A 21,302-nucleotide genomic window follows, 5' to 3' on the forward strand; every position below is an offset into this window, starting at 1 on the left:
GATGACCATGAAACCCGTACTCATTATCGGTGCCGGTCCTGCCGGCCTGACTGCTGCGCTGGAGTTGCTCCGCGCCAACCAGGGCTTCAAACCCATTATTCTTGAAGCCTCCGGTGATATTGGTGGCATCTCGAAAACCATCAATTACAACGGCAACCGCATGGACATTGGCGGTCACCGTTTCTTCTCCAAATCTGACTGGGTCATGAACTGGTGGCAGAACATTCTGCCCGCACGCGGCGATGGCGGCGATGCCGTGATCTCGTACCAGAACAAACAGCGCAACATTGATACGCAAGACGCCACTGACGATGACCGCCATATGCTGTTGCGGCCGCGTTTGTCACGTATCTACTTCCTGCGCAGCTTCTTTGACTACCCGGTCAAAATGAACCTGAACACGGTGCGCAATCTAGGACCGGTGCGCATCGCGCGCATCATGGCCAGCTACACCAAAGCACGCCTGAACCCGATCACCCCTGAGAAAAGCCTGGAAGACTTCATCGTCAACCGGTTTGGACGCGAGCTTTATCTGACTTTCTTCAAGGATTACACCGAGAAAGTCTGGGGCGTGCCCTGCCAGGAAATCAGCCCGGAATGGGGTGCACAACGCATCAAGGGTTTGTCGATTACCGAAGCGCTCAAGCACGCTGCCCGTCAGATCTACAAGAATGTGGCTGGCGGTGAGCAAACAGAAGTCAAAACCAGCCTGATTGAGCAATTCCTCTACCCGCGTCTGGGCCCCGGCCAGATGTGGGAAGTCGTTGCCGAAAAAGTGCAGGAGTTGGGTGGTGAGATTCACTTCCACCACAAAGCAGTAGGTTTGCAGCGAGAGGGCGACCGCATCGTCAGCGTCAGCGCACTCAATACCCAGACCGGCGAAACCGCACAGTTCCTTGCTGATCATGTGATTTCAACCATGCCGGTGCGTGAACTGGTTGCCGGTATTTCGCCGGCATTGGGTGGGGAGGCGCAACGTGTCGCCGCTGGCCTGCAGTATCGCGATTTCATTACCGTGGGTGTGTTGGTCCGCAAACTGCGCCAGAGCAAGCACTCGCTGCCGGACACCGCCAACAACCTGCTGCCGGATAACTGGATTTACATTCAGGAACGCGACGTCAAACTGGGCCGCCTGCAGATCTTCAATAACTGGAGCCCGTACCTGGTCAAGGACGAACCCAATACGGTCTGGCTGGGTCTGGAGTATTTCTGCTCGGAAGGTGACGAACTGTGGGAAATGCCCAAAGAACAGTTCTTTGCATTCGCCCAGGATGAACTGGTGAAAATCGGCCTGATCGACAAGTCTGAAGTCCTGGATGGCACCGTGGTGAAGGTCGAGAAAGCCTACCCGGCGTACTTTGGCAGCTACGACGAGTTCGACACCCTGCGCGAACAGATCGACCGCATTGGTAATCTGTTTCTGGTCGGTCGCAATGGTATGCACCGCTATAACAATCAGGATCACTCCATGCTGACCGCCAAGTTGGCGGTAGAAGGCATTCTGACTGCGAATAACGACAAAGCCGCCATCTGGGCCGTGAATGTCGATGATGAGTATCACGAAGAGAAATGAGCCAGACTGAGCTATCTAATGCTGCGCAAGAACCGGTCATTGCCGCGTCGTCTCGCACGTCCATCTGGCGACGGCCCGGTATCAGCTTGTGGTTGTTGACGTGCCTCTTCACCGCGTTGGGACTGGTCCTGACCATTTTGCTGTTCCAGATTTACACTGCGCGGCCGTTTGTAGTCCCGATCTTTGCCCGCTTGTTTTTTGTCGAAGACTGGCAGGCACTGCAACTCATGGCTGCCGTGTCCGTGCTAGCGATTGTCGGCATCCGATATCCACTCGATAAAGTCATCACTGAGGTCCCGCTCTGGCTGATGCGGAACCTGATCGCGGTTTCAGTATTGACCGGCATGTTGCTGGCCATTGGCTCGCATACGGTTTATCAGCAGCATCCGTTTTCAATGGATGAGTACGCGGTGTTGTTCCAGTCGCAGATTTTTGCGAAAGGCCATCTCAGCGGATCTTTTCCACCCACGCTGATTGACCGGCTGATCCATCCTCAACTGCAGAACTACTTCATCATGACCAACCACCAGACCGGCGCCGTTGCATCGGCGTATTGGCCTGGATTGGCGTTGCTGATGACACCGTTCACGTTTGTAGGTATGCCCTGGCTGATCAATGCGGTGATCGGGTCCTTCACAGTCTGGACCTGCGCCCGCTTTGCCCAGGCATTAGGTAGTTCCGAGCAAGTGGCCGGGACCGCGGTCTTGCTGTTACTCGCGTCCCCGGTTTTCTGGGCAGATAATATTTCGCTGTATGCGATGCCAGCGATACTCTTGTTCAATATGCTGTTTGCCTGGGGTTTGTGGACCCGCACATTGCGTGGTGCCCTGCTAGCAGGAGTGGCAGGGTCCATTGCGCTCAGCATGGCCAATCCGGTACCCCACATTCTGTTCGCGATCTGCTGGCTAGCCTGGTTTGCCGCAAGCACACGCTCGCCCAAATTGATTGGCGCCGTCATTCTGGCCTATTTGCCACTCTCCTTGCTGTTGTGCCTGGGCTGGCCGCTATACCGGTTGTCGATGTTTCACGAGGTAAGCGCTGGGCAATCTGCAGCCTCAAACTCAAGCTTTAGCCATTATCTGCAGAGCCTGAGCAGTATTTTGTCTTTGCCAAGCGTTATCTCGTTGCAGTCACGCCTGGCTGCAACCATCAAGTTATGGGGCTGGGGCGTACCCGGTTTAATGGTGCTCGCTGTCTGGGGATATCGCCAGGGCAACCAAGGCTATCGGCTGATGGCGTGGGCATTTGGGGTCACTTTCCTTGGCTATCTGCTGGTTCCATATGACCAGGGCCATGGCTGGGGCTACCGCTACGTTCACTATGCGTTTGTAGCCCTGCCCATGCTGGCTGCGATTGCGCTGCATGGGCCGGGTGAGACTGAAGCCCGACGGCAGCTCCAGCGTCTGGCAGGTGCGCTGGTACTCGGTTCGGTGCTGATGATGCTGCCACTACGCTTGTGGCAGGTGCACGGCGTAATCGCCTACGATACCGCCCAGTTGCCGGCCATACCGCAGCAAGTGCAGAAGTCGATCACGTTTTTGCGCACTGACCGGGGCTTTTACCCGCAGGACTTGATTCAGAACGACCCATTCGTGCTCAACAACCACGTAATCATGCTTTCGTATGGTGATGACCAGGATGCACGATTGATCCAGTCACTCTTCCCTGGCAGCCATCTTATCGGCAAGACCCCTGGCGCGACGCTCTGGCAAGTCCCTTGAATCAACCCGGGTATCCATCTGGATACCCGGCTCATTACGGGTCGGTCGTTAGCGCAATGGACCACTACGGTCAGTAAAGCCCAAACGGAAATTGCGCCAGCAATCTGAGACAAATGCCGTGAACTCATCGCAAAATCGTGCGTTGGAGAAGCGTTCTGCATTCTTGCGACAGTCAATTGGTTCGATCTTCTGCGACAACGCTTCAAATTGTCTGACAGCAGCGCAAATCGACTCAGGGGTCTGCTCCGTAAAGAAAACCCCAGTCGGCTCTGTCATGTCCAGACCCCGCACAGTTTCTGTCGCGCCCCCCTTGCCATAAGCGATCACGGGCGTGCCGCAAGCCTGAGCTTCGATCGGTGCAATGCCAAAGTCTTCCAGTGCGGCAAACAAAAATGCGCTGGCCCCCTGGATGCTGGCTACAACTTCATCGGTAGGTAGAAACCCCTTCATCTCGATATTTGGCGTCAACAGGGCTTCAATTTGTGCCCGTTCAGGACCGTCGCCAATGACGATCAGCTTCTTGTCAGGCATGAGGGCAAACGCTTTGACAATCGTTTGCATGTGCTTGTAATACACCAGTCGGGATACCGTGACGTAGTAATCCTGCTTGCGTTCGGCGGGCACAAATCGGGCAATGTCTACCGGGGGGTACATCACGGTCGATTCTCGCCGATAAGTTTTGGCCATCCGGCGACGAATAAACCCCGAATTGGCGATCAGGTAATCCACGCCATTGGCTGAACGGACATCCCAATTACGCAATTTGTGCAACATCCAGCGCGCAGCCATGCTCAATATACCGCGCTCCATCCCCGACTGCGCCAGGTAGGTATGTTGCATGTCCCATGCGTAACGCAACGGAGACTGTACATAACTGATATGTAATTGATCAGGCCCGACCAACACGCCTTTGGCGACGGCATGCGATATCGAAATCACAATATCGTAGTGCGAGAGATCAATTTGTTCGATTGCCAATGGCATCAACCACAGGTAATACCAGAAACGAGTTCGTGCACCCGGCAGCTTTTGCAAAAAGGAAGTGTGGACCTTGCGCCCCTGCAAAAAACCTCGCTGGTCTTCAGGCACAAAATCGGTCAACGCGAACAGGTCGGCATCAGGGCAGCACAAGAGAATCTGCTCGACCACGCGCTCCGAGCCACCGTATTCAAAAAGCCAATCACATACGACGGCAATTTTCTTGTTTTGCCACTCAGAAATATTGGCCGCTTTGTTTTGTTCCACCAAAACCCTACCCCCGAGAACCAGCTTTCAAATTGAACCGCAAGTATACGTGGTCTGTTTTATTGCCGTGCCACCGGTAATCAGTGACCAGGCGCAAAGCGGTGCCAAAAACCACTTGATGAGCCATCCGGAATCCATCCACATCCGTACATGCGTTTTTTTATTGCGCCAGGTATTTTGCGCGTTATATCTTAGCCCCGCTGCCCGCCTGGCTTTCGATAATGGGTCAGGCATTTGGCGCGTTGCTGGCAAACCCGCAAACAAAAGTCCGGCGATTTGATAGCCCGGCAAGATCAACTCTGGAGCAGTCGGTGAATCACCCCAGGATCGCGGTCATTATTCCCGCATATAACGAAGAATTAACGATCCGCAATGTCGTTCGTGGTTTTGCCAATACGCTGCCCGGCGCGCAGATTTACGTTTACGACAATAATTCGAGGGATCTCACCGCCCAATATGCGCAGGAAGCCGGTGCTCTGGTACGCACGGAAACCCGCCAGGGCAAAGGACATGCAGTGCGACGTGCCTTTGCCGATATTGAAGCCGATATCTATCTGCTCGTCGACGGCGACGATACGTACGATGCAATGGCGGCGCGGACCATGGTGGACAAACTGGTCGATGAGCGCCTGGATTACGTCAATGGCGCCCGGGTTCATCAGAATAAAGAAGCGTATCGGCCCGGTCATACGCTGGGTAACAAAGTACTGACAAACACCGTTGGTATTTTGTTCGGCCGCCAGACCACCGACATGTTGTCTGGCTACAAGGTGCTTTCGCGCCGCTTTGTCAAAAGCTTTCCTTTACTCTCCGTGGGGTTCGAGCTGGAAACCGAACTGATGGTGCATGCGCTGGAACTGGCCATGCCCATTGGCGAGGTGAAAACCCACTACAAAGAACGGCCCTCCGGCTCAACCAGCAAACTCAATACTTACCGCGATGGCTGGCGCATCCTCTGGACCATCCTCAAGCTATTCAAGGATGAACGACCTCTGTTTTTCTTTGGCATCATCACCGGCTTGCTGGTGATGTTGAGCATGGCGATCGGCGTCCCCATCATCGTCAACTTCCTTGAAACGGGTCTGGTCCCGCGCTTTCCGTCCGCGATTCTGGCAGGGCTGATTGGCGTGATCTCGATTTTCTCGCTCACCTGCGGTCTGATTCTCGACCTGACCCGCAAGGCCCGACACGATACCAAGCGCCTGTTTTACCTTTCGATCCCGTTATTTCAACGCCAGCCAGACTGAAACCAGCGCGCCGCACGGTTTCAGCGCTGCGGCGTGATGCGCTCTATCAGAGTCAATAGCTCGCGGGCCGCCGTCTCCCAACTGCGGGTCTGTGCGAGCGCCGCGCCTTTTTGCGCAAGCACGGCGCGGGTTTCCGGCTCATCCATCAATCGGGCAATCTGACGGGCAATATCCTCATCATTCGAGGGATCACAGAACGCTGCTGCGCCTTCATAGACTTCAAGCAGAACAGGGATATTGGATAACAGTACCGGACAACCGCAGTGCATGGCTTCCATCGGCGGAAAGCCCAGCCCCTCATAGAATGATGGGAACACAAAAAGCGCTGCATGTTCATAAAGCGCTTTGAGTTCGGCGTCGGTTACGCGACCAACAAACCGGACATGGTCAGGAAATGATCCCAGCTTGCCGGCAAACACCAATGGATCAACCCCACCCGCAATCACCAGGTCAAATCCCGAGGCATCAATCAGGCTGAAAGCCCGGATGATTGCATCAAAATTCTTGTTCGGACTCATACTGCCAACGGCCAGTACAAAAGGTCTCGTCAGCCCCTGTTCCCGGACATACGTGGTCGAGGCTTGCGTCCGCCGGATATGCTCAGCACCTGCGTGCAATACGGTAATGCGGTCCAGCGGCACCCCGGCATACCGGCTGATATCCGCTGCTGCGCTGTGCGAAATGGAAGCCACGCCACGTGCACGCTTGCCCACAAATGGAATAAGCAGTTTGTACAAAGTCCGGAAATGCCATTTGTAGGTGCGCGGAATACACCAGACCGCAGCGTCGTATACCAGCACGATCTGGTTAGTGCGCGCGGCCGGCGCGACGTTGCCCAGATTGACCAGCAACCCCTTCCGGGAGATCCATGGCAGGATCAGTTGTTCCCAGAAATACCCACCCCAGCGACCCTTCTGAATAACTTCAACGGGCAGATCAACGGATATCGGTCGCCCGGTATCGGGCATCAAGATGGTTAGCTCGATGCCCCGTTCTTTGGCCAGCGGCGCCAAAGCACGCGTCAACTCCCAGGCATAACGCTGCACGCCAGTGATGGTCTGAGTCAGAAAGCGGCCGTTGATAAACACACGCACAATAAAAAATCCAGAATTGATAAAAAACGGATGAAAACCATCAGATCATCGCGCGTTCATGAGGGACTAATTACGCGTGCTGGCCAGACCTGGCCTGGATGAGGAAAGCGGCAAAAAAACCGATAGCCAGCACGGCCTGGGCAATCACGTTTGCCCAGGCAACACCCATCACCCCGATATGGCCTACCAGCGCCACGCCCGCCAGTCCGTTGATCAACACTGATGCATACAGTATCAACACGTAGCGCCAGGTACGCTCCCCGGCGACGCCAATCGCCAGCATTAACAACGCCGGGTACTGGAACAACAGCCCTAAAAGCAAAACTCGCAGGTAATCGCTACTGGCCTGATACTCCGCCCCCGACAATAACGGGACTAATACGGGCGCGATCAACCCGATGACACAGGCGATGATCGCAGCCAACGCGACACCGATCGTAATCACCTTGAGAAAAGCGGTGCTTTCCAGATCTGAGCGTTCACGTAGCCGGACGGTCAGCACAAACAGCGGCCCGGCGGGTAGATAAACCAGCGCTTCGTACACTCTGGCAGCGGCAAGGTAATGTCCGGCCTGCTGGGGATCTGCATGCAGCAACTTCAATACCATCACGTCTGTACGGAAATTGGCCATCGCGGCCAGATCCATCAGCAAGTAAGGCAAGGCAGTGAGTGCCAGACCCAGCATCAAACGCGGGCGCAGCAAACCTGTGGCATCCAGCGGTCTTACCATCAGCAATAAGGCAAATAGAAAGCCTGCGGCAGACCAGCCCAGCAAAAATTCCGGGGTGCCAATGCGCAGCTTGTACCATGCCAGCACCGGAACAACCACAGCCGAAACACGTAATAACGCGCTCCAGCCCGACTCCAGGCTAAACCGGCTTTGCCCGCGCAACATGGACGAAACAAACTGTCCCTGAATAAACAGAAAGAAATAAACCAGCGCGATGCCAATACCTGCGGCGCTCTGTTTGCCCAGCAGCGCGGCCAAACCCAGCGCAATCACCAAGACCAGAGAGGCATGACCCGATGCGGCGGCCGCCAGTTGTTGAGCAGAGAGGATGGCTTGCCGGGGCTGTCCGCTGTCGCGCAGCAGAACCTTGTGATAGCCGCCATCCATCAAGACTGCAGCAATAGACCCAATGGAGAAGTAGAAGCTGTAGTCAGCAAACGCGCCAGGACCACTAACGCGGGCAACCCACATCGTAAACAGAAAAGAAATGCCGCCGGCCAGCACGTTCGACAAAAACTGGATCGAAACCGAACGCCCGAGCATGCTTTCTCCGCGATATACAACCGGTGGATATAAAAAAACAAGCCCGCATCATCGCTTGAAACGGGCTTGTTCACAATGCACAGCGGAAGACAGGTCTGGCTTGCCGGTCAGGAGGTGATCCGGGCCAACACGCTTTGCAAGGACTCTCCGGGGAAATAACGCTCAGCAGCAGCCTGGATCTCCACAGTCAAAGCAGCAACGCGTTCTTCATCAGTCAGCGCCAGTGTTGATGTCGCCACGCCCACCACCATCCCCGCCGCTGCAGTGGCGTTGGTCAGGCGGTCAATAATGATGAAGCTACCGGTGCCGCGACACAGGGTGTAAGCATCAAACGCCACCGGTGCGGTCGTGTCGATGGTGACGAGGGCGATTTCGTTCAGGGCCAGTTTTTCTGCCGGGCTGTGTGCCAGCGTGTTCACATCAATACGATGGCGGATATCACGCACGCGGCCGTAGACACTCTTGCCAGCCAGCTTGAACTGGTATTCCTTGCCGGCTTGCAGTGGGGATTCATTCATCCACACCACGTGGGCGTCGAACGACTGGCTGACTTGCGGCTGCACATCGCCCGAGCGGATCAGCATGTCGCCACGACTGACGTCGATTTCGTCTTCCAGCGTCAGCGTAATGGCCTGACCGGCATAGGCAACGGGCTGGTCGCCCTCAAAGGTCACGATGGCTTTGACTTTGCTGCGCTTGCCGGACGGCAGCGCCAGCACTTCCTCACCCGGCTTGATCTGGCCAGCGGCGATGGTGCCGCAGAAGCCGCGGAAATCCAGGTTAGGGCGATTGACGTACTGCACTGGCAGGCGGAACGCATCCAGCCGCGCGTCACGAGTAATCTCGACCGATTCCAGCAAGCTCATCAGCGTGCCGCCTTCGTACCACGGCGTGCGCTCGCTGGCGCTGACCACGTTATCGCCACGCAGGGCAGAGATCGGCACGAAGCGGATGTCGGCGATGTCCAGCTGGTTGGCAAAGGCCAGGTATTCGTTGCGGATTTCATTGAAGCGCGCTTCAGAGAAGTCCACGAGGTCCATCTTGTTGACCGCGACCAGCACGTGCTTGATGCCCAGCAGCGACACAATGTAGCTGTGGCGGCGAGTCTGGGTCTGCACGCCGTAGCGGGCATCAATCAGGATGATCGCAAGGTCGCAAGTCGATGCGCCCGTCGCCATATTGCGAGTGTATTGCTCGTGGCCCGGGCAGTCGGCAATGATGAATTTGCGCTTGTCAGTACTGAAGTAGCGGTAGGCCACGTCGATGGTAATGCCTTGCTCTCGCTCGGCTTGCAGGCCATCGACCAGCAGGGCCAGATCGATTTCTTCATCGGTAGTGTTGTACTTCTTGCTGTCTTTGGCGATAGCGGCCAACTGGTCTTCAAAGATCAGCTTGGAGTCATGCAACAGACGGCCGATCAGCGTGGACTTGCCGTCATCGACGTTGCCACAGGTGATAAAGCGCAGCAGATCCTTGTTCTCGTGCTGTTTCAGGTAGCCGAGGATGTCGCTGGCGATCAGGTCAGATTGGTGAGACATACGATACGTTATCCAGTATTTACGCTGCGCCTGCGCGTCAGGCGGTCAAAAACGAGAGCGACTGCGCGGCGCGCGTCGGCAAAAATTCCACCACGCGGTAACGGGCCGCGCCGGCAATGGCAAAGGGATCATCCATGGCAATGGCTTCGATGGCATCGCGTGAACTGGCCCGCGCCAGGATCACACCGCCGGTTCGCGGCTCTTGCCGCCCGGAAAGCAGAAATACGCCGCTGGCGTAGTGCTTTTCCAGAAAGGCAATGTGGGCCGGAATCAATGCATCGATTTCTTCCATCGAGCCCACGTATTCGAGCAGCAAGACGAAGGTAGCCATGAATGGTCCCGTTAAATTCTGTTGAGCGCTCGCTCAGAAGTAGCCTTCCATCTTCTTTTTTTCCATCGACCCTGACGAATCATGGTCAATCACCCGGCCCTGGCGCTCGCTGGTCTTCGTCAGCAGCATTTCCTGGATGATCTCGGTCAGGTTCTGCGCGTGCGATTCCACTGCACCGGTCAGCGGGTAGCAGCCCAGCGTTCTGAACCGTACCCACTTGGTTTCGATGCTGGCTTTCTGTTCCGGTGTCAGGTACCGCAGGATGCGATCGTCATCGATCATCACCAGCGTGCCATTCAGGTCCACCACCGGACGCTCGGCCGCAAAGTACAGCGGCACGATCTCGATGTTTTCCAGGAAAATGTATTGCCAGATGTCCAGCTCAGTCCAGTTGGAGAGCGGAAACACCCGAATCGACTCGCCTTTGTCGATGCGCGAGTTATAGATGTTCCACAGTTCCGGACGCTGGTTCTTCGGATCCCAGCGGTGGTTTTTGTCACGGAAGGAGTACACGCGTTCTTTGGCGCGGGACTTTTCTTCATCGCGGCGAGCGCCGCCAAAGGCGGCATCGAAACCGTATTTATCCAGCGCCTGCTTCAGGCCCTGGGTTTTCATCACGTCCGTGTGCTTGGCGCTACCGGCGGTGAACGGGTTGATGCCGGCTTTGACGCCTTCCTCGTTCACGTAGGTAATCAGGTTCCAGCCTTCTTCACGCTGTTTTTCACGCAGTTTGTACATTTCCTGGAATTTCCAGGTGGTGTCCACGTGCATCAGCGGGAACGGCGGCTTGCCGGGGAAAAACGCCTTCCGGGCCAGATGCAGCATGACGGCGGAGTCTTTACCGATGGAATAAAGCATCACCGGGTTTTCGAATTCGGCGGCCACTTCACGGATGATGTGGATCGACTCGGCTTCCAGTTGCTTGAGGTGAGTCAGCCTCGCTTCGCTAATGCCTGTCATTGCTGCTTTGCTATACCTGAGTGGATGCGCACCGGGGCGCTGTTCTGGGCACGAAGCGGGCGCATGAAGCCCACGATCGTGCTAGTGAAGCGGCTGAATGTACCGGAACGACTGGCATCAAGAAAGATTCAATCGTTATAACGATATGGAAATGCCGCTGCAGGGCGCGCCAGTACTGGGTTGAGTCGTTTCAGGATGGTCTCCGTATGTCGGTGGTGCACCCTGTATGAACATTACTTGCGGGCATGTGCCCACACAATCAACGCCACCCCACCCAGAATCACCGCCATCCCGCCCAGCAGCGGCAAGCTGATGGATTCACCGGCAAACGCTGCGCCCAGCAACACAGCAACCACCGGGTTGACGTAGGCGTAGCTGGTCGCCAGCGCGGGGCGAGAGTTGTTGATGACGTACACAAACGCGCTGTACGCCACGATGGAGCCAAAGGTGATCAAGTACAGCAATGCGCCAAGGCTGGCCGCCGGCACATGCGCGGGCAGGTGTTCGCCCAACGCATGACTCATGATGGACAACACCACACCGCCACCCAGCATTTGTACGGCTGCAGACATCCCGCCTTTGGGCATGTCCAGCCGGCGTTGCAAAATGGTAGCGAACGACCAGGTCGCGGCGGCGATGATCACCAGGATCACGCCACCGGGGCTGGCGGCAGCTGTCGCGTCCAGGTTCAGCAGTGCCACCCCGGTCAGCCCCAGACCCACGCCAAGCCATTCGAGCACTTTGGGACGCGTGCCAAACAACCAGCCGAACAGGATCGCAAACACTGGCCCGCTGGCAACAAGCAGCGCGGCCAGACCGGAGGGCACGCTTTGTTCCGCCAGACACACAAAGCCATTGCCGACGCTCATCATCATCGCGCCAATGATTACGCCATTGCGCCACTGCCGCAGGCCCGGCCACGCTACACCACGCAGCCGGAACCAGCTCAGCAACAGTACCCCGGCAGTGGTCATGCGAATGGCGGCCAGAATCAGTGGTGGAAAACCAGTCAGGCCAATACGAATGGCCAGATAGGTCGAGCCCCAGACCACGTAAACGATAAAGAGACAGAAGATCAGAGCGGAGGAGCGAGCTTGCGACATGAGGATAAACCGGAGAACCCGGCGGCTGGATCGCCACAGCGGGCCCGCCATCATGCGCTTTATTGCCATTTCCCGCAGGGTACAGCCGGCCTTGAAAAACGCCACTACAGCCTGAACCTTGAATCCAGACCTGTTAGAAGCATCAAGGATACGGATACTCATTATGACGACCATGACCCCGCACGAAATCGTGCATGAGCTGGACAAACACATCGTCGGCCAGAAAGAGGCCAAGAAGGCTGTCGCCATTGCGCTGCGTAACCGCTGGCGCCGCCAGCAGGTGGCCGAGCCGCTGCGCCATGAAATCACCCCCAAAAATATTCTCATGATTGGCCCGACAGGCGTGGGCAAGACCGAAATTGCACGTCGCCTGGCCAAACTGGCCGATGCGCCATTTATCAAGGTAGAAGCCACCAAGTTCACCGAAGTCGGCTACGTGGGCAAGGATGTCGACAGCATCATTCGTGATCTGACCGAGATCGCCGTCAAGGGTGCGCGTGACCGCGCCATGGCCCGCAACCGCGTGCGTGCTGAAGACGCCGCCGAAGACCGCATTCTGGATGTTCTGGTGCCACGCCCGCCCAAAGGCCCGTTTGCACCGAATCCGGAACTGGACGATGCCGGCAAGGAAACCCGCCAGAAATTCCGCAAGATGCTGCGTGAAGGTCAGTTGAACGATAAGGAAATCGAGATCGAGATCGCCACCGCCGCGCCAACCATGGATGTCATGGGCCCGCCGGGGATGGAAGACTTCACCAGCCAGTTGCAGGACATGTTCAAAGGCGCCATGGCCGGCAAGACCAGTACCAAGAAGCTGAAGATCACCGAGGCCATGAAGTTCCTGGTGGAAGAAGAATCCGCCAAGCTTGTGAACGAAGAAGAAGCCCGCGCGGAAGCGCTCAAGGCCGTAGAACAAAACGGCATTGTGTTTATCGATGAGATCGACAAAGTGACCAGCCGGGCCGAAGGCGCTGCCGGTGAAGTCAGCCGCCAGGGGGTGCAGCGTGATTTGCTGCCGCTGGTGGAAGGCACGACAGTGACCACCAAGTACGGCATGATCAAGACCGATCACATCCTGTTTATTGCATCTGGTGCGTTCCATCTGGCCAAGCCGTCTGACCTGATTCCGGAACTGCAAGGACGTTTTCCGATTCGGGTCGAACTGTCGTCGCTCTCGGTCGACGACTTCAAACGCATCCTGACCGAGACCGATGCGTGTCTGATGAAGCAGTACGAAGCGTTGTTGGCGACGGAAGACGTGCAGCTGTCATTCAATGACGAAGCATTGCACCGCATTGCGGAGATTGCCTGGAGCGTGAACGAGCGCACCGAGAATATCGGCGCAAGACGCTTGTCGACAGTCATGGAAAAACTGCTGGAGGATCTCTCGTTTGAGGCGAAATCCGGCGCGGTGCAGATTGATGCCGAAGCGGTGAACACCAAGCTGGGCAAGCTGGTGGGAGACGAGAACCTGTCGCGCTACATGCTCTGACTGGTCGCTCACCTGCCATCAAAAAGGCGCCTTTATGGCGCCTTTTTGATTAGCGAGACACCAGCAGCTTCAGGCCAAGGGCAACAAAAATGGTCCCGGCGATGCGATCCAGCCACAACCCTGCGCGCGGGCGGCGGTTCAACCACTGCCCCACGGCGCCAGAAAAATATCCCAGAAAACCAAACAATATCGCTGCTTGCGCGGTAAAGACCAACCCCAGTTGCAACGTCTGGAGCGCCACACCGCCATGACTGGCCATCACAAACTGCGGCAGGAACGCCAGGAAAAACAGCACTACTTTCGGGTTGATAGCATTGGCAAACAAGCCTTTGCCGAACAAGCGCCAGGCAGAGTCCTTGAGGGCGTTCTCTTGCGCAACTTTCGCCCCGCCCCGGCTTCTCAACGCCTGAATCCCCAGCCAGATCAGATACAAACCGCCGGCCACTTTAAGTGCGGTAAACGCGATCGGGCTGGCCGCAATCAGCGCGCTGATGCCCAAGGTCGCCAGAATGGTATGACTGATGCAGCCCAGTGCGCACCCCAATCCAAACGCCATGCCGTTCTTGCGGCCGCGAGAAATGCCAATCCCCAGCACCATCAGGTTGTCTGGCCCCGGCGAAACCGTAATGAGCATGGCGGCGGCCAGAAAGCCGAGAAATTGTTGCGGTTCAAGCCACATGGCGGGCCTCAGTGTCGGGTGGGAAATCTGCGCTGCATTTTACGTGGCTGTTTTGCCAACGCCAAACCTTGCGCACGCACACCCTCTTGTCAGGCGGGATATGCATCTGCGCTGCCCGTAGCCCACAGATACAGGCATAATTCGCATTTTTGCCAGCGCAGGGATGCCTTTCATGACCGGACTGACGAGCACCAACCTTACCAGCCTGAAGAAGATTTACTCGGGCAAAGTGCGTGATCTGTATGAGATTGATGACCAACGCATGTTGATGATCGCCACAGACCGTCTCTCTGCGTTTGATGTGATCCTGAACGAGCCAATCCCTGAGAAAGGCAAGATCCTGACCGCGATCTCCAACTTCTGGTTCGCCAAATTTGATGGTCTGGTGCCCAACCACTTCACCGGCGATCAACCGGAAGACGTGGTCAGCGCGGCAGACCTTCCCCAGGTAGAAGGCCGCGCCGTGGTGTGCAAGCGTCTGAAACCCGTGCCAGTAGAAGCCGTGGTGCGTGGTTATATTGTTGGTGGTGGCTGGAAAGACTACAAAGCCACCGGCAAGGTCAGCGGCATTGCCCTGCCCGCGGGTCTGGTCGAGGCCGACCAGCTGCCGGAACCCATCTTTACCCCATCCACCAAGGCTGCGGTGGGTGATCATGACGAGCCGATCTCGTTCGAAGAAGTAGAAAAGCTGATCGGTGCCGATCTGGCTGCGCAAGTGCGTGACACGGCGATCAAGCTTTACAAGGCGGCTTCCGAATTTGCTGCGACGCGCGGCATCATCATTGCAGATACCAAGTTCGAGTTCGGCCTGGACGAACACGGCACGCTGACCCTGATGGATGAAGCGCTGACCCCGGATTCCAGCCGTTTCTGGCCGGCCGATCAGTACGCGCCAGGCAGCAACCCGCCCAGCTATGACAAGCAGTTTGTGCGCGACTGGCTTGAATCCGTGGGCTGGAACAAGACCCCGCCGGCCCCGACGCTGCCGCAAGACGTGGCAGATCGCACCGCCGCCAAGTACCGCGAAGCACTCGACAAATTGACCGGCGAATAAACCGCGACAGCTAACGAACAAAGGGCCCAGATGGGCCCTTTGTTTTTGCGCAATCGCCCGGTTGGATGAAAATGCGCTAGATCAAATGCAGTGTTCGCTTATATTTAATCCAGATAAATCACTGTAAAAAGATGCCAGTTCCAGGGTAACTTTTACCACAATGCTGTACTGCGGCATGCGCTCCGCATAAATACCAACCCGCCCGGAAAGGGAAGGGGTAACTTAGCGCCAACAAGAAACGAGAAGACAAGGTTTAGCCATGTATCGCGGAGAACGGTTCAACGGATACAGCCACCTCGCTGGCGCTATTTTGTCCACCATCGGCCTGGTGCTGCTCATTGTGTACTCCAGCATGCACAGCGATGCCTGGAAGGTGGTCAGCACTGCCATTTACGGCAGCACGCTGGTGTTGCTGTACACCATTTCCACGCTGTATCACAGCCTGCGCGGCAAGGCCAAGGCGGTGTTCCAGAAACTGGATTACTGCGCGATTTACCTGTTGATCGCCGGTAGCTACACGCCCTTTGCGCTCGTCACTTTGCGCGGCCCGTGGGGCTGGACGCTATTTGGCGCGAACTGGGCGCTGGCGATCATTGGCATCATCCAGGAAATGCTGATCGGCAAGCGAACCCGTTTGTTTTCCATGCTGATCTACGTGGCGATGGGCTGGATGGTCGTTTTCGCGCTCAAACCGCTGATGGCGGCGCTGCCGACGGTAGGTTTCTACTGGCTGGCCGCGGGTGGGATCATCTACACCGTGGGGATCATCTTCTTTTTGTTTGATGAGAAGGTGAAACACTTCCACGGCATCTGGCATTTGTTTGTACTGGCGGGGAGTCTGTGCCAGTTCATCAGTATTTTTGGATATGTCGGGTGAGGATTGTTCACGCCCAGACAAGAAAAAGCCGCCTGATTGGGCGGCTTTTTTTGCGGGTTTCCCGCTAAGAGACAGCGGTTCATCCCACCCGGCACTGGCCCCGGAAAAACTGGTTTCAGGCCAGAAACCCCATCCCGTATCTAGCCAGCAAGGCAGCCGTCTCGTGCAGGGGCAACCCCATCACCCCTGTAAAACTGCCCTCTAGCCGCGCAACAAACAACCCGCCCCGGCCTTGAATGCCGTAAGAGCCGGCTTTATCCATCGGCTCACCGCTGGCCACATAGTCGGCAATCTGCGCATCGCTCAGCGCTGCAAAGTGCACCACACTGGTCGAGAGCACCACTTCAACACCACCGGCATGGCGTAGTCCCAGACTGGTCAGCACTTCATGACTGGAACCAGACAGCATTTTGAGCATGCGTGTGGCATCAACCGCGTTATCTGGTTTGCCAAGGATGGCATCGCCCAGCACGACCGTCGTATCCGCCGCCAGCACCGGTCGCACGGGCATGCCTTGCGCAATCATCGCCTGCCAGCCGCTTTCCGCCTTGGCGTGCGCCAGACGCAGCACGTAATCGCGCGCCTTCTCGCCCGGCAACGGGGTTTCATCGACTGGCGCGGCTATGCGCTCGAAAGTGACACCGGTTTGGGCCAGCAATTCTTTGCGGCGCGGACTGCCGGAGGCCAGGTAAAGGTCAATCTGGGTGTTAGTCATCGGGACAAACTCATTCACGGTGATAGGGGTGATTGTGCAGGATGGAATACGCACGATAGAGCTGCTCAGCCAGCAACACGCGCACCATCCCGTGCGGCAGGGTCATGGCAGATAACTGCAATAGCTGGTCTGCGCGCTGTTTGACGGAGGGATCCAGTCCATCTGTTCCGCCGATGATGAAGACCGCATCGCGCCCGTCGGTGTGCCAGTTCTTCATGTTCTCGGCCAGCTTCATGGTGGTCCAGTTGGCACCGCGTTCATCCAGCGCAAACACGCGTGCGCCTTGTGGAATGGCGGCCAGGATACGCTCAGCTTCCTCCGCCATCACTTGTTGTGGCGTGCGCCCGCCTGAGCGTTTGTCTGGTTTGAGTTCGACCAGACTGATGGCGAATTCACGCGGCATGCGTTTAACGTATTCGCCAAAGCCGTCTTCGATCCAGCCGGGCATTTTGTGCCCGACAGCAATGATGATGAGTTTCATGGTGTTTCAAGGTATAAACGTTGGGTCGAACTTTACCCGCATGCATCGAAACCCGAAATGCCCGCTGTCGCCCCCACCCTCCTCTGTGCTGACTTCAACGCGCTGTCTGTCCTGTACACACACGCTGATTTTCTGTTGGTTTACAAACCGGCAGGGTTGGGGTTTCACCGCGAGGGCGATGAAGCAGGCGTCCTGGATGTTCTGCGCGAGCAGCATGACGGCACGCTTTTCCCGCTGCACCGGTTAGACCGCATTACTTCTGGCTTGTTGCTGGTCGCACGTAGCAGCGAAGCGGCAAGAGACTTTGGCGAGATGTTTGCGACGCGGGCACTGGAGAAATTCTATCTGGCGTTGTCTGCCCGCAAACCGGCAAAAAAGCAGGGGACAATTGCCGGCGGCATGCAAAGTGGCCGCGGCGGTAACTGGTTGCTCACGCGTGAGGCAGAAAACTACGCCGTCACCCAGTTTTTCAGTTACGGCCTTGGCAACGGGTTGCGCGGTTTTCTGCTGCGTCCGCGTACCGGGCGCACGCATCAATTGCGGGTGGCACTCAAGAGCGTCGGCGCACCGATCCTGGGTGACACCCGCTATGGCGGTGAAACGGCTGATCGTGGCTATTTGCATGCGTATGCATTGCGATTTTCCTGGGATGGCCATGACTGGGTATTCCGGTTGCTACCGCAAGGTGGTGCGCAATGGCCTTCGCCCTGGCCAGATCAAGCCATGCCAGACCTGCTCGCCCCATGGGATTTGCCCTGGCCAACCGTGCGCGACACACCTGCAAAGTCAGCATAAAGTCAGATTTTCCGCTGATCGGCTTCAGCCAACGGGTCAGCGGCGTCAGCAGAGATAAGGTTAAACGCTAATATGATGCCTGTTGAGACACGTTTCCTGGCTCACACCGCAGGATCTTGCACGCCCCCGCAAGTGTTCCTGCAGTAGCAACCGCTGTACGCGCCCATCTTCCGGTCTCCTTGTTGGAGGCCGGTTTTTTTTGGGCGACGCTCAGTAAAACTGCATGCCTGCATAAGGTTGGGTGCGACAGGCCGCTAGCCTGCTGGCCAGATCGCCCACGTGCAGCTCAAGTCGGTGGCCATCCGGATCAAGAAAGTAGAATGAGTCGCCCTCGCTGCGATTGTCCTTCCAGCTCACTGCCCCTTGCTGTACTAACCGTTCGCGGATCAAGCCAAGGTCTTCCACCGCCACACTGAACGCAATATGGGTGTAATCCCTGTTTTGCGTTGCATCCCGACTTGTATCGAGCGACAGGCATAACCACTGTCCGCCCACCGTGAGGTAAGCCCCCCCATCCCATTGCGCATGCAGGCGTGCGCCCAGGCCATCTACATAAAAGCGCACTGCGCGCGCCACGTCAGTCACGGCCAGCGTGAGGTGATTGAAGCCGTTGACCTGTAGCCCGGCGGGCGGTTGCATGGCATCGGCCAGCGCGGACTCACCCCGTGCGTGCAAGGCTTGTACTACGCCACGCTGATCCGCCTGCGGCCGGTTTTGAGAAAGCTTGAACTTGCCTTCCCACTGCGCTACATCCAGCTCAAAGGCCACGATGTAGTCGGACAGTTTGCTCACATACTCGGCCGGCATCACTGGTTCGGCAATGCCGGCTGGCTCGTAAAAGCCCACCAGCGCCGCCAGTGTTGTCGCGGGATCATCGACCAATCTGATCGTGCCTGTGGCGTGCACGGCTTGATAGTTCCAGGTCGGCACCGCCGGGCCTTTGGCATACCAGGTCGGTGAGATATAGCCATGCGCGCCATGAAAAACCGCCAGTACGGGCGCCCCGTTTGCCCAGTGCTGCCAATGCGGATTGGCACGAGCGACGTGGCCACAGAGATGATCACCGGTTTCATCCGATTTGAGGATGAGTGGAACGTGGCTGGCAAAAGGCGCTCCATCGATCATGCTGATCAGCGTGGCAAAACTGTTGGCGCGCACAAACTCATGCAGCGTTGGTGTATCGGTGACGCCAAAATGATCCGGGGTGTACATAACGCGGCCTGATGTTCAGCAAAACGTTATCCTGGCATGCAGCCGGCATTGGCGCACAGGAACAGTCCCCACTAAAGGGAGGCAGGTCAGTTCATCAGATGTTTGCTGGCTTCACGCACTGACAGCGGCGAAAACCGGTGACCGTGTTCCGCCAGAAAATCACGGACGATGTCCGGCGCAGTCCAGGCGTATTCGCGCAGCGCCCAGCCGATGCCTTTGCGGATGAAGAAGTCCGGATGACTGGCATTACGCAGGCAGGCATCGAACAGACGGGGTACATCGGTCCGTTCTTTCCAGCCCAACTGGTAGATGATGGCCGTGCGGCGCAGCCAGAGATTGTCCTCTTCGACCAGTGCATCAATCTGCGGCACAAGGTGCGGATGGCGTGCTACCAGCCGGCCAACACCGTGGCTGGCCAATGTGTCCACACTATCCCACCAGGATTTTTGTGTGACCAACGCCAGCAAAACGGGTAACGCGGTGGGTGTGAGCAGGCGCTCAACGCGCTCAAGCAAGTCACAAGCGGCGTACTGGTATTCACGTTCGGTTTTCTGCCACAGGGCATCGGCCAGGGTCAGTAGTTCGGGCTCGGTCAGTTTGTCCCTGGCTGCTTTTTCCAGCGGCCGGGTCAGCAAGCGGCGCTGCGGCGTAGCAATGCCCAGATAAACAAAATGGCCGCGCATATAGGCGGCCATTTTGTCAGCGCGGACAGGGTCCGCAGCCGGGGTCAGCGCAGCTTCATATTGCGCCAGCCACCCCGCAGGATCATTCACAGCGTGTCCTTGATGGCCATGGCCTGCTCCAGCGCGGAGTCGGCGTTGTCAGCCAGCACGTTGAAGTGACCCATCTTGCGGCCAATGCGGGCTTCTTTCTTCCCGTACAGATGCAGTTTGGTGTTGGGTGCGGTCATCAAGACTTCCCATTGCGGCTCGGCGTTGTTCTCGCCCCAGCTATCACCCAACAGGTTCACCATGACGGCCGGACGCAGCAGATCCGGGCGACCCGGATACAAGCCACACATGGCACGCACTTGCTGTTCGAACTGGCTGGTGAGCGTGGCATCGAGCGTGTAGTGACCAGAGTTATGCGGGCGCGGCGCCATTTCGTTGATGACCAGTTGATCACCTTCCAGCACAAAAAATTCAACCGCGAGTACACCCACGTAATCGAGCTTTTCAACCAGTTGCAGCGCCATACTGCGCGCGCGCTCCAGCAGCGTTTCACTGATGCGGGCCGGGATGATGGAGACATCCAGAATACCGTTCACATGCTGGTTTTCTGCCACCGGGAAGCACACGGCCTCACCAGCGCGGGTCCGTGTCACGATGGCGGAGACCTCAGCGACCAGCGGCAACATTTTTTCCAGCACACAGGCCTGATGCTTCATGTTGGAGAGTGCCAGACGCGCTTCTTCGGCCGTACTCACCCGGACCTGACCTTTACCGTCGTAACCCATACGGGCCGTTTTCAAAATGCCCGGCAGGTATGGGCTGAGGTCACCAGCCAGATCGCCGGAGTTACGCACGGCAAGAAATGGCGCAGTATCAAGGCCTGCGTTACGGATAAAGGTTTTTTCGGCAATACGATCCTGGGCAATGGCCACGGCATCGCCAGACGGGCTGACTGTTAGCCCTTGCTGGGCCAGCCAGCGCATACTGTCAGCATTCACGTTTTCGAATTCAGTCGTGACCGCCGCGCAAGTGGCGGCCAGTTGCGCCAGCGCTTGCGGGTCGGTATACGGTTTGGCAATGTGGACGTCGGCAAAGTCAGCCGCAGGCGATTGCGGATCGGGGTCGAGCACCGTCACGCGGTAACCCATGGTTTTGGCGGCCGTGGCAAACATACGACCAAGCTGGCCACCACCCAGAATGCCCAACATGGCGGGTGGAAGAATCGGCTTGTTGGCCATCTT

General features: G+C 57.1%; 20 protein-coding genes and 1 pseudogene. 7 read left to right on the forward strand and 14 right to left on the reverse strand.

All coding sequences use genetic code 11. The features are described from left to right. The first annotated feature begins 7 nt into the window (after positions 1–7). Both IEX44_RS06785 and IEX44_RS06790 read left to right on the forward strand, forming a co-directional pair. Positions 8–1,573, forward strand: a complete 1,566-nt coding sequence (locus IEX44_RS06785; protein ID WP_229678804.1) for an NAD(P)/FAD-dependent oxidoreductase — start codon at positions 8–10, stop codon at positions 1,571–1,573. Next, positions 1,570–3,294 carry a hypothetical protein gene (locus tag IEX44_RS06790; RefSeq protein WP_188690834.1) on the forward strand — a complete coding sequence of 575 codons (1,725 nt, stop codon included), beginning with the start codon at positions 1,570–1,572 and terminating at the stop codon, positions 3,292–3,294. Before IEX44_RS06785 ends, IEX44_RS06790 begins: the two co-directional genes overlap by 4 nt. Positions 3,295–3,342: 48 nt before the next feature. On the opposite strand, the gene IEX44_RS06795 is transcribed toward IEX44_RS06790, so the two are convergent. Further along, positions 3,343–4,539: a glycosyltransferase gene (locus tag IEX44_RS06795; RefSeq protein WP_229678805.1), complete on the reverse strand. Its 1,197-nt coding sequence runs from the start codon at positions 4,537–4,539 to the stop codon at positions 3,343–3,345. 311 nt (positions 4,540–4,850) lie between these two features. Here IEX44_RS06795 and IEX44_RS06800 point away from each other — a divergent pair, with 311 nt between their 5' ends. Further along, a complete protein-coding gene (locus IEX44_RS06800; protein WP_229678806.1) occupies positions 4,851–5,786 on the forward strand; it encodes a glycosyltransferase family 2 protein in 936 nt (311 codons plus the stop codon). Between the two features lie 20 nt (positions 5,787–5,806). Here IEX44_RS06800 and IEX44_RS06805 read toward each other — a convergent pair whose 3' ends face one another. The 6 genes from IEX44_RS06805 to yedA form a co-directional block, all read right to left on the reverse strand. Next, complete coding sequence (locus IEX44_RS06805) at positions 5,807–6,880, reverse strand: glycosyltransferase family 4 protein (protein WP_188690841.1); 1,074 nt, start codon at positions 6,878–6,880, stop codon at positions 5,807–5,809. 70 nt (positions 6,881–6,950) lie between these two features. After that, on the reverse strand, positions 6,951–8,153 hold the full coding sequence (locus IEX44_RS06810) for a lipopolysaccharide biosynthesis protein (RefSeq protein ID WP_188690843.1): 1,203 nt from the start codon (positions 8,151–8,153) through the stop codon (positions 6,951–6,953). A 107-nt stretch (positions 8,154–8,260) separates the two neighbouring features. After that, positions 8,261–9,691 carry a sulfate adenylyltransferase subunit CysN gene (gene cysN, locus IEX44_RS06815; RefSeq protein ID WP_188690846.1) on the reverse strand — a complete coding sequence of 477 codons (1,431 nt, stop codon included), beginning with the start codon at positions 9,689–9,691 and terminating at the stop codon, positions 8,261–8,263. A gap of 37 nt (positions 9,692–9,728) precedes the next feature. Further along, positions 9,729–10,022, reverse strand: a complete 294-nt coding sequence (locus IEX44_RS06820) for a YciI family protein (RefSeq protein ID WP_188690850.1) — start codon at positions 10,020–10,022, stop codon at positions 9,729–9,731. A 33-nt stretch (positions 10,023–10,055) separates the two neighbouring features. Beyond that, positions 10,056–10,982, reverse strand: a complete 927-nt coding sequence (cysD, locus tag IEX44_RS06825) for a sulfate adenylyltransferase subunit CysD (RefSeq protein ID WP_188690853.1) — start codon at positions 10,980–10,982, stop codon at positions 10,056–10,058. A gap of 233 nt (positions 10,983–11,215) precedes the next feature. Then, positions 11,216–12,085: a drug/metabolite exporter YedA gene (yedA, locus tag IEX44_RS06830; protein ID WP_188690855.1), complete on the reverse strand. Its 870-nt coding sequence runs from the start codon at positions 12,083–12,085 to the stop codon at positions 11,216–11,218. Between the two features lie 163 nt (positions 12,086–12,248). On the opposite strand from yedA, the gene hslU reads away from it, so the two are divergent. Beyond that, positions 12,249–13,577, forward strand: a complete 1,329-nt coding sequence (hslU, locus tag IEX44_RS06835; protein WP_373287772.1) for an ATP-dependent protease ATPase subunit HslU — start codon at positions 12,249–12,251, stop codon at positions 13,575–13,577. A 49-nt stretch (positions 13,578–13,626) separates the two neighbouring features. Here hslU and IEX44_RS06840 read toward each other — a convergent pair whose 3' ends face one another. Beyond that, positions 13,627–14,256, reverse strand: coding sequence for a LysE family translocator (locus IEX44_RS06840; protein ID WP_188690858.1), 630 nt, complete (start codon positions 14,254–14,256; stop codon positions 13,627–13,629). Positions 14,257–14,428: 172 nt separating this feature from the next. Between IEX44_RS06840 and IEX44_RS06845 the strand changes: the two genes are divergently transcribed. Both IEX44_RS06845 and trhA read left to right on the forward strand, forming a co-directional pair. Continuing rightward, entirely contained in the window at positions 14,429–15,310 is an 882-nt protein-coding gene (locus tag IEX44_RS06845; protein ID WP_188690861.1) for a phosphoribosylaminoimidazolesuccinocarboxamide synthase, read from the forward strand. 259 nt (positions 15,311–15,569) lie between these two features. Beyond that, positions 15,570–16,187: a PAQR family membrane homeostasis protein TrhA gene (trhA, locus tag IEX44_RS06850; RefSeq protein ID WP_188690864.1), complete on the forward strand. Its 618-nt coding sequence runs from the start codon at positions 15,570–15,572 to the stop codon at positions 16,185–16,187. A gap of 115 nt (positions 16,188–16,302) precedes the next feature. Here trhA and IEX44_RS06855 read toward each other — a convergent pair whose 3' ends face one another. Beyond that, positions 16,303–16,902, reverse strand: a complete 600-nt coding sequence (locus IEX44_RS06855; protein ID WP_188690867.1) for a Maf family protein — start codon at positions 16,900–16,902, stop codon at positions 16,303–16,305. A 10-nt stretch (positions 16,903–16,912) separates the two neighbouring features. Then, positions 16,913–17,383, reverse strand: coding sequence for a 23S rRNA (pseudouridine(1915)-N(3))-methyltransferase RlmH (gene rlmH, locus IEX44_RS06860; RefSeq protein WP_188690870.1), 471 nt, complete (start codon positions 17,381–17,383; stop codon positions 16,913–16,915). 57 nt (positions 17,384–17,440) lie between these two features. Between rlmH and IEX44_RS06865 the strand changes: the two genes are divergently transcribed. Continuing rightward, positions 17,441–18,178: a pseudouridine synthase gene (locus tag IEX44_RS06865; protein ID WP_188690872.1), complete on the forward strand. Its 738-nt coding sequence runs from the start codon at positions 17,441–17,443 to the stop codon at positions 18,176–18,178. 210 nt (positions 18,179–18,388) lie between these two features. Here the strand turns inward: IEX44_RS06865 and fos are convergent, their stop codons facing one another. From fos to IEX44_RS06885, 4 genes and pseudogenes are all read right to left on the reverse strand, one after another. Next, positions 18,389–18,817 (reverse strand): fosfomycin resistance glutathione transferase, encoded by a 429-nt coding sequence (fos, locus tag IEX44_RS06870; protein WP_188692445.1) that lies wholly within the window; start codon positions 18,815–18,817, stop codon positions 18,389–18,391. Positions 18,818–18,934: 117 nt separating this feature from the next. Further along, positions 18,935–19,390 (reverse strand): annotated as a pseudogene (locus IEX44_RS06875) (FMN-binding negative transcriptional regulator); the annotation flags it as partial. A gap of 86 nt (positions 19,391–19,476) precedes the next feature. Next, positions 19,477–20,163, reverse strand: coding sequence for a DNA alkylation repair protein (locus IEX44_RS06880; RefSeq protein ID WP_229678807.1), 687 nt, complete (start codon positions 20,161–20,163; stop codon positions 19,477–19,479). Continuing rightward, positions 20,160–21,299 (reverse strand): 5-(carboxyamino)imidazole ribonucleotide synthase, encoded by a 1,140-nt coding sequence (locus IEX44_RS06885; RefSeq protein ID WP_188690875.1) that lies wholly within the window; start codon positions 21,297–21,299, stop codon positions 20,160–20,162. The genes IEX44_RS06880 and IEX44_RS06885 overlap by 4 nt, the downstream gene beginning before the upstream one ends. Between the last annotated feature and the right edge of the window lie 3 nt (positions 21,300–21,302).

This window comes from Silvimonas amylolytica (assembly GCF_014645555.1).
GTDB classification, from domain to species: domain Bacteria; phylum Pseudomonadota; class Gammaproteobacteria; order Burkholderiales; family Chitinibacteraceae; genus Silvimonas; species Silvimonas amylolytica.

Coding starts and splice junctions, on each gene's coding strand:
- IEX44_RS06885 (WP_188690875.1), bottom strand. CDS start 21,299: ATGGCCAACAAGCCGATTCTTCCACCCGCCATGTTGGGCATTCTGGGT.
- cysD (WP_188690853.1), bottom strand. CDS start 10,982: ATGACAGGCATTAGCGAAGCGAGGCTGACTCACCTCAAGCAACTGGAA.
- IEX44_RS06820 (WP_188690850.1), bottom strand. CDS start 10,022: ATGGCTACCTTCGTCTTGCTGCTCGAATACGTGGGCTCGATGGAAGAA.
- yedA (WP_188690855.1), bottom strand. CDS start 12,085: ATGTCGCAAGCTCGCTCCTCCGCTCTGATCTTCTGTCTCTTTATCGTT.
- trhA (WP_188690864.1), top strand. CDS start 15,570: ATGTATCGCGGAGAACGGTTCAACGGATACAGCCACCTCGCTGGCGCT.
- IEX44_RS06845 (WP_188690861.1), top strand. CDS start 14,429: ATGACCGGACTGACGAGCACCAACCTTACCAGCCTGAAGAAGATTTAC.
- fos (WP_188692445.1), bottom strand. CDS start 18,817: ATGCAACCGCCCGCCGGGCTACAGGTCAACGGCTTCAATCACCTCACG.
- IEX44_RS06840 (WP_188690858.1), bottom strand. CDS start 14,256: ATGTGGCTTGAACCGCAACAATTTCTCGGCTTTCTGGCCGCCGCCATG.
- IEX44_RS06810 (WP_188690843.1), bottom strand. CDS start 8,153: ATGCTCGGGCGTTCGGTTTCGATCCAGTTTTTGTCGAACGTGCTGGCC.
- hslU (WP_373287772.1), top strand. CDS start 12,249: ATGACGACCATGACCCCGCACGAAATCGTGCATGAGCTGGACAAACAC.
- IEX44_RS06865 (WP_188690872.1), top strand. CDS start 17,441: ATGCCCGCTGTCGCCCCCACCCTCCTCTGTGCTGACTTCAACGCGCTG.
- IEX44_RS06790 (WP_188690834.1), top strand. CDS start 1,570: ATGAGCCAGACTGAGCTATCTAATGCTGCGCAAGAACCGGTCATTGCC.
- rlmH (WP_188690870.1), bottom strand. CDS start 17,383: ATGAAACTCATCATCATTGCTGTCGGGCACAAAATGCCCGGCTGGATC.
- IEX44_RS06855 (WP_188690867.1), bottom strand. CDS start 16,902: ATGACTAACACCCAGATTGACCTTTACCTGGCCTCCGGCAGTCCGCGC.
- IEX44_RS06785 (WP_229678804.1), top strand. CDS start 8: ATGAAACCCGTACTCATTATCGGTGCCGGTCCTGCCGGCCTGACTGCT.
- cysN (WP_188690846.1), bottom strand. CDS start 9,691: ATGTCTCACCAATCTGACCTGATCGCCAGCGACATCCTCGGCTACCTG.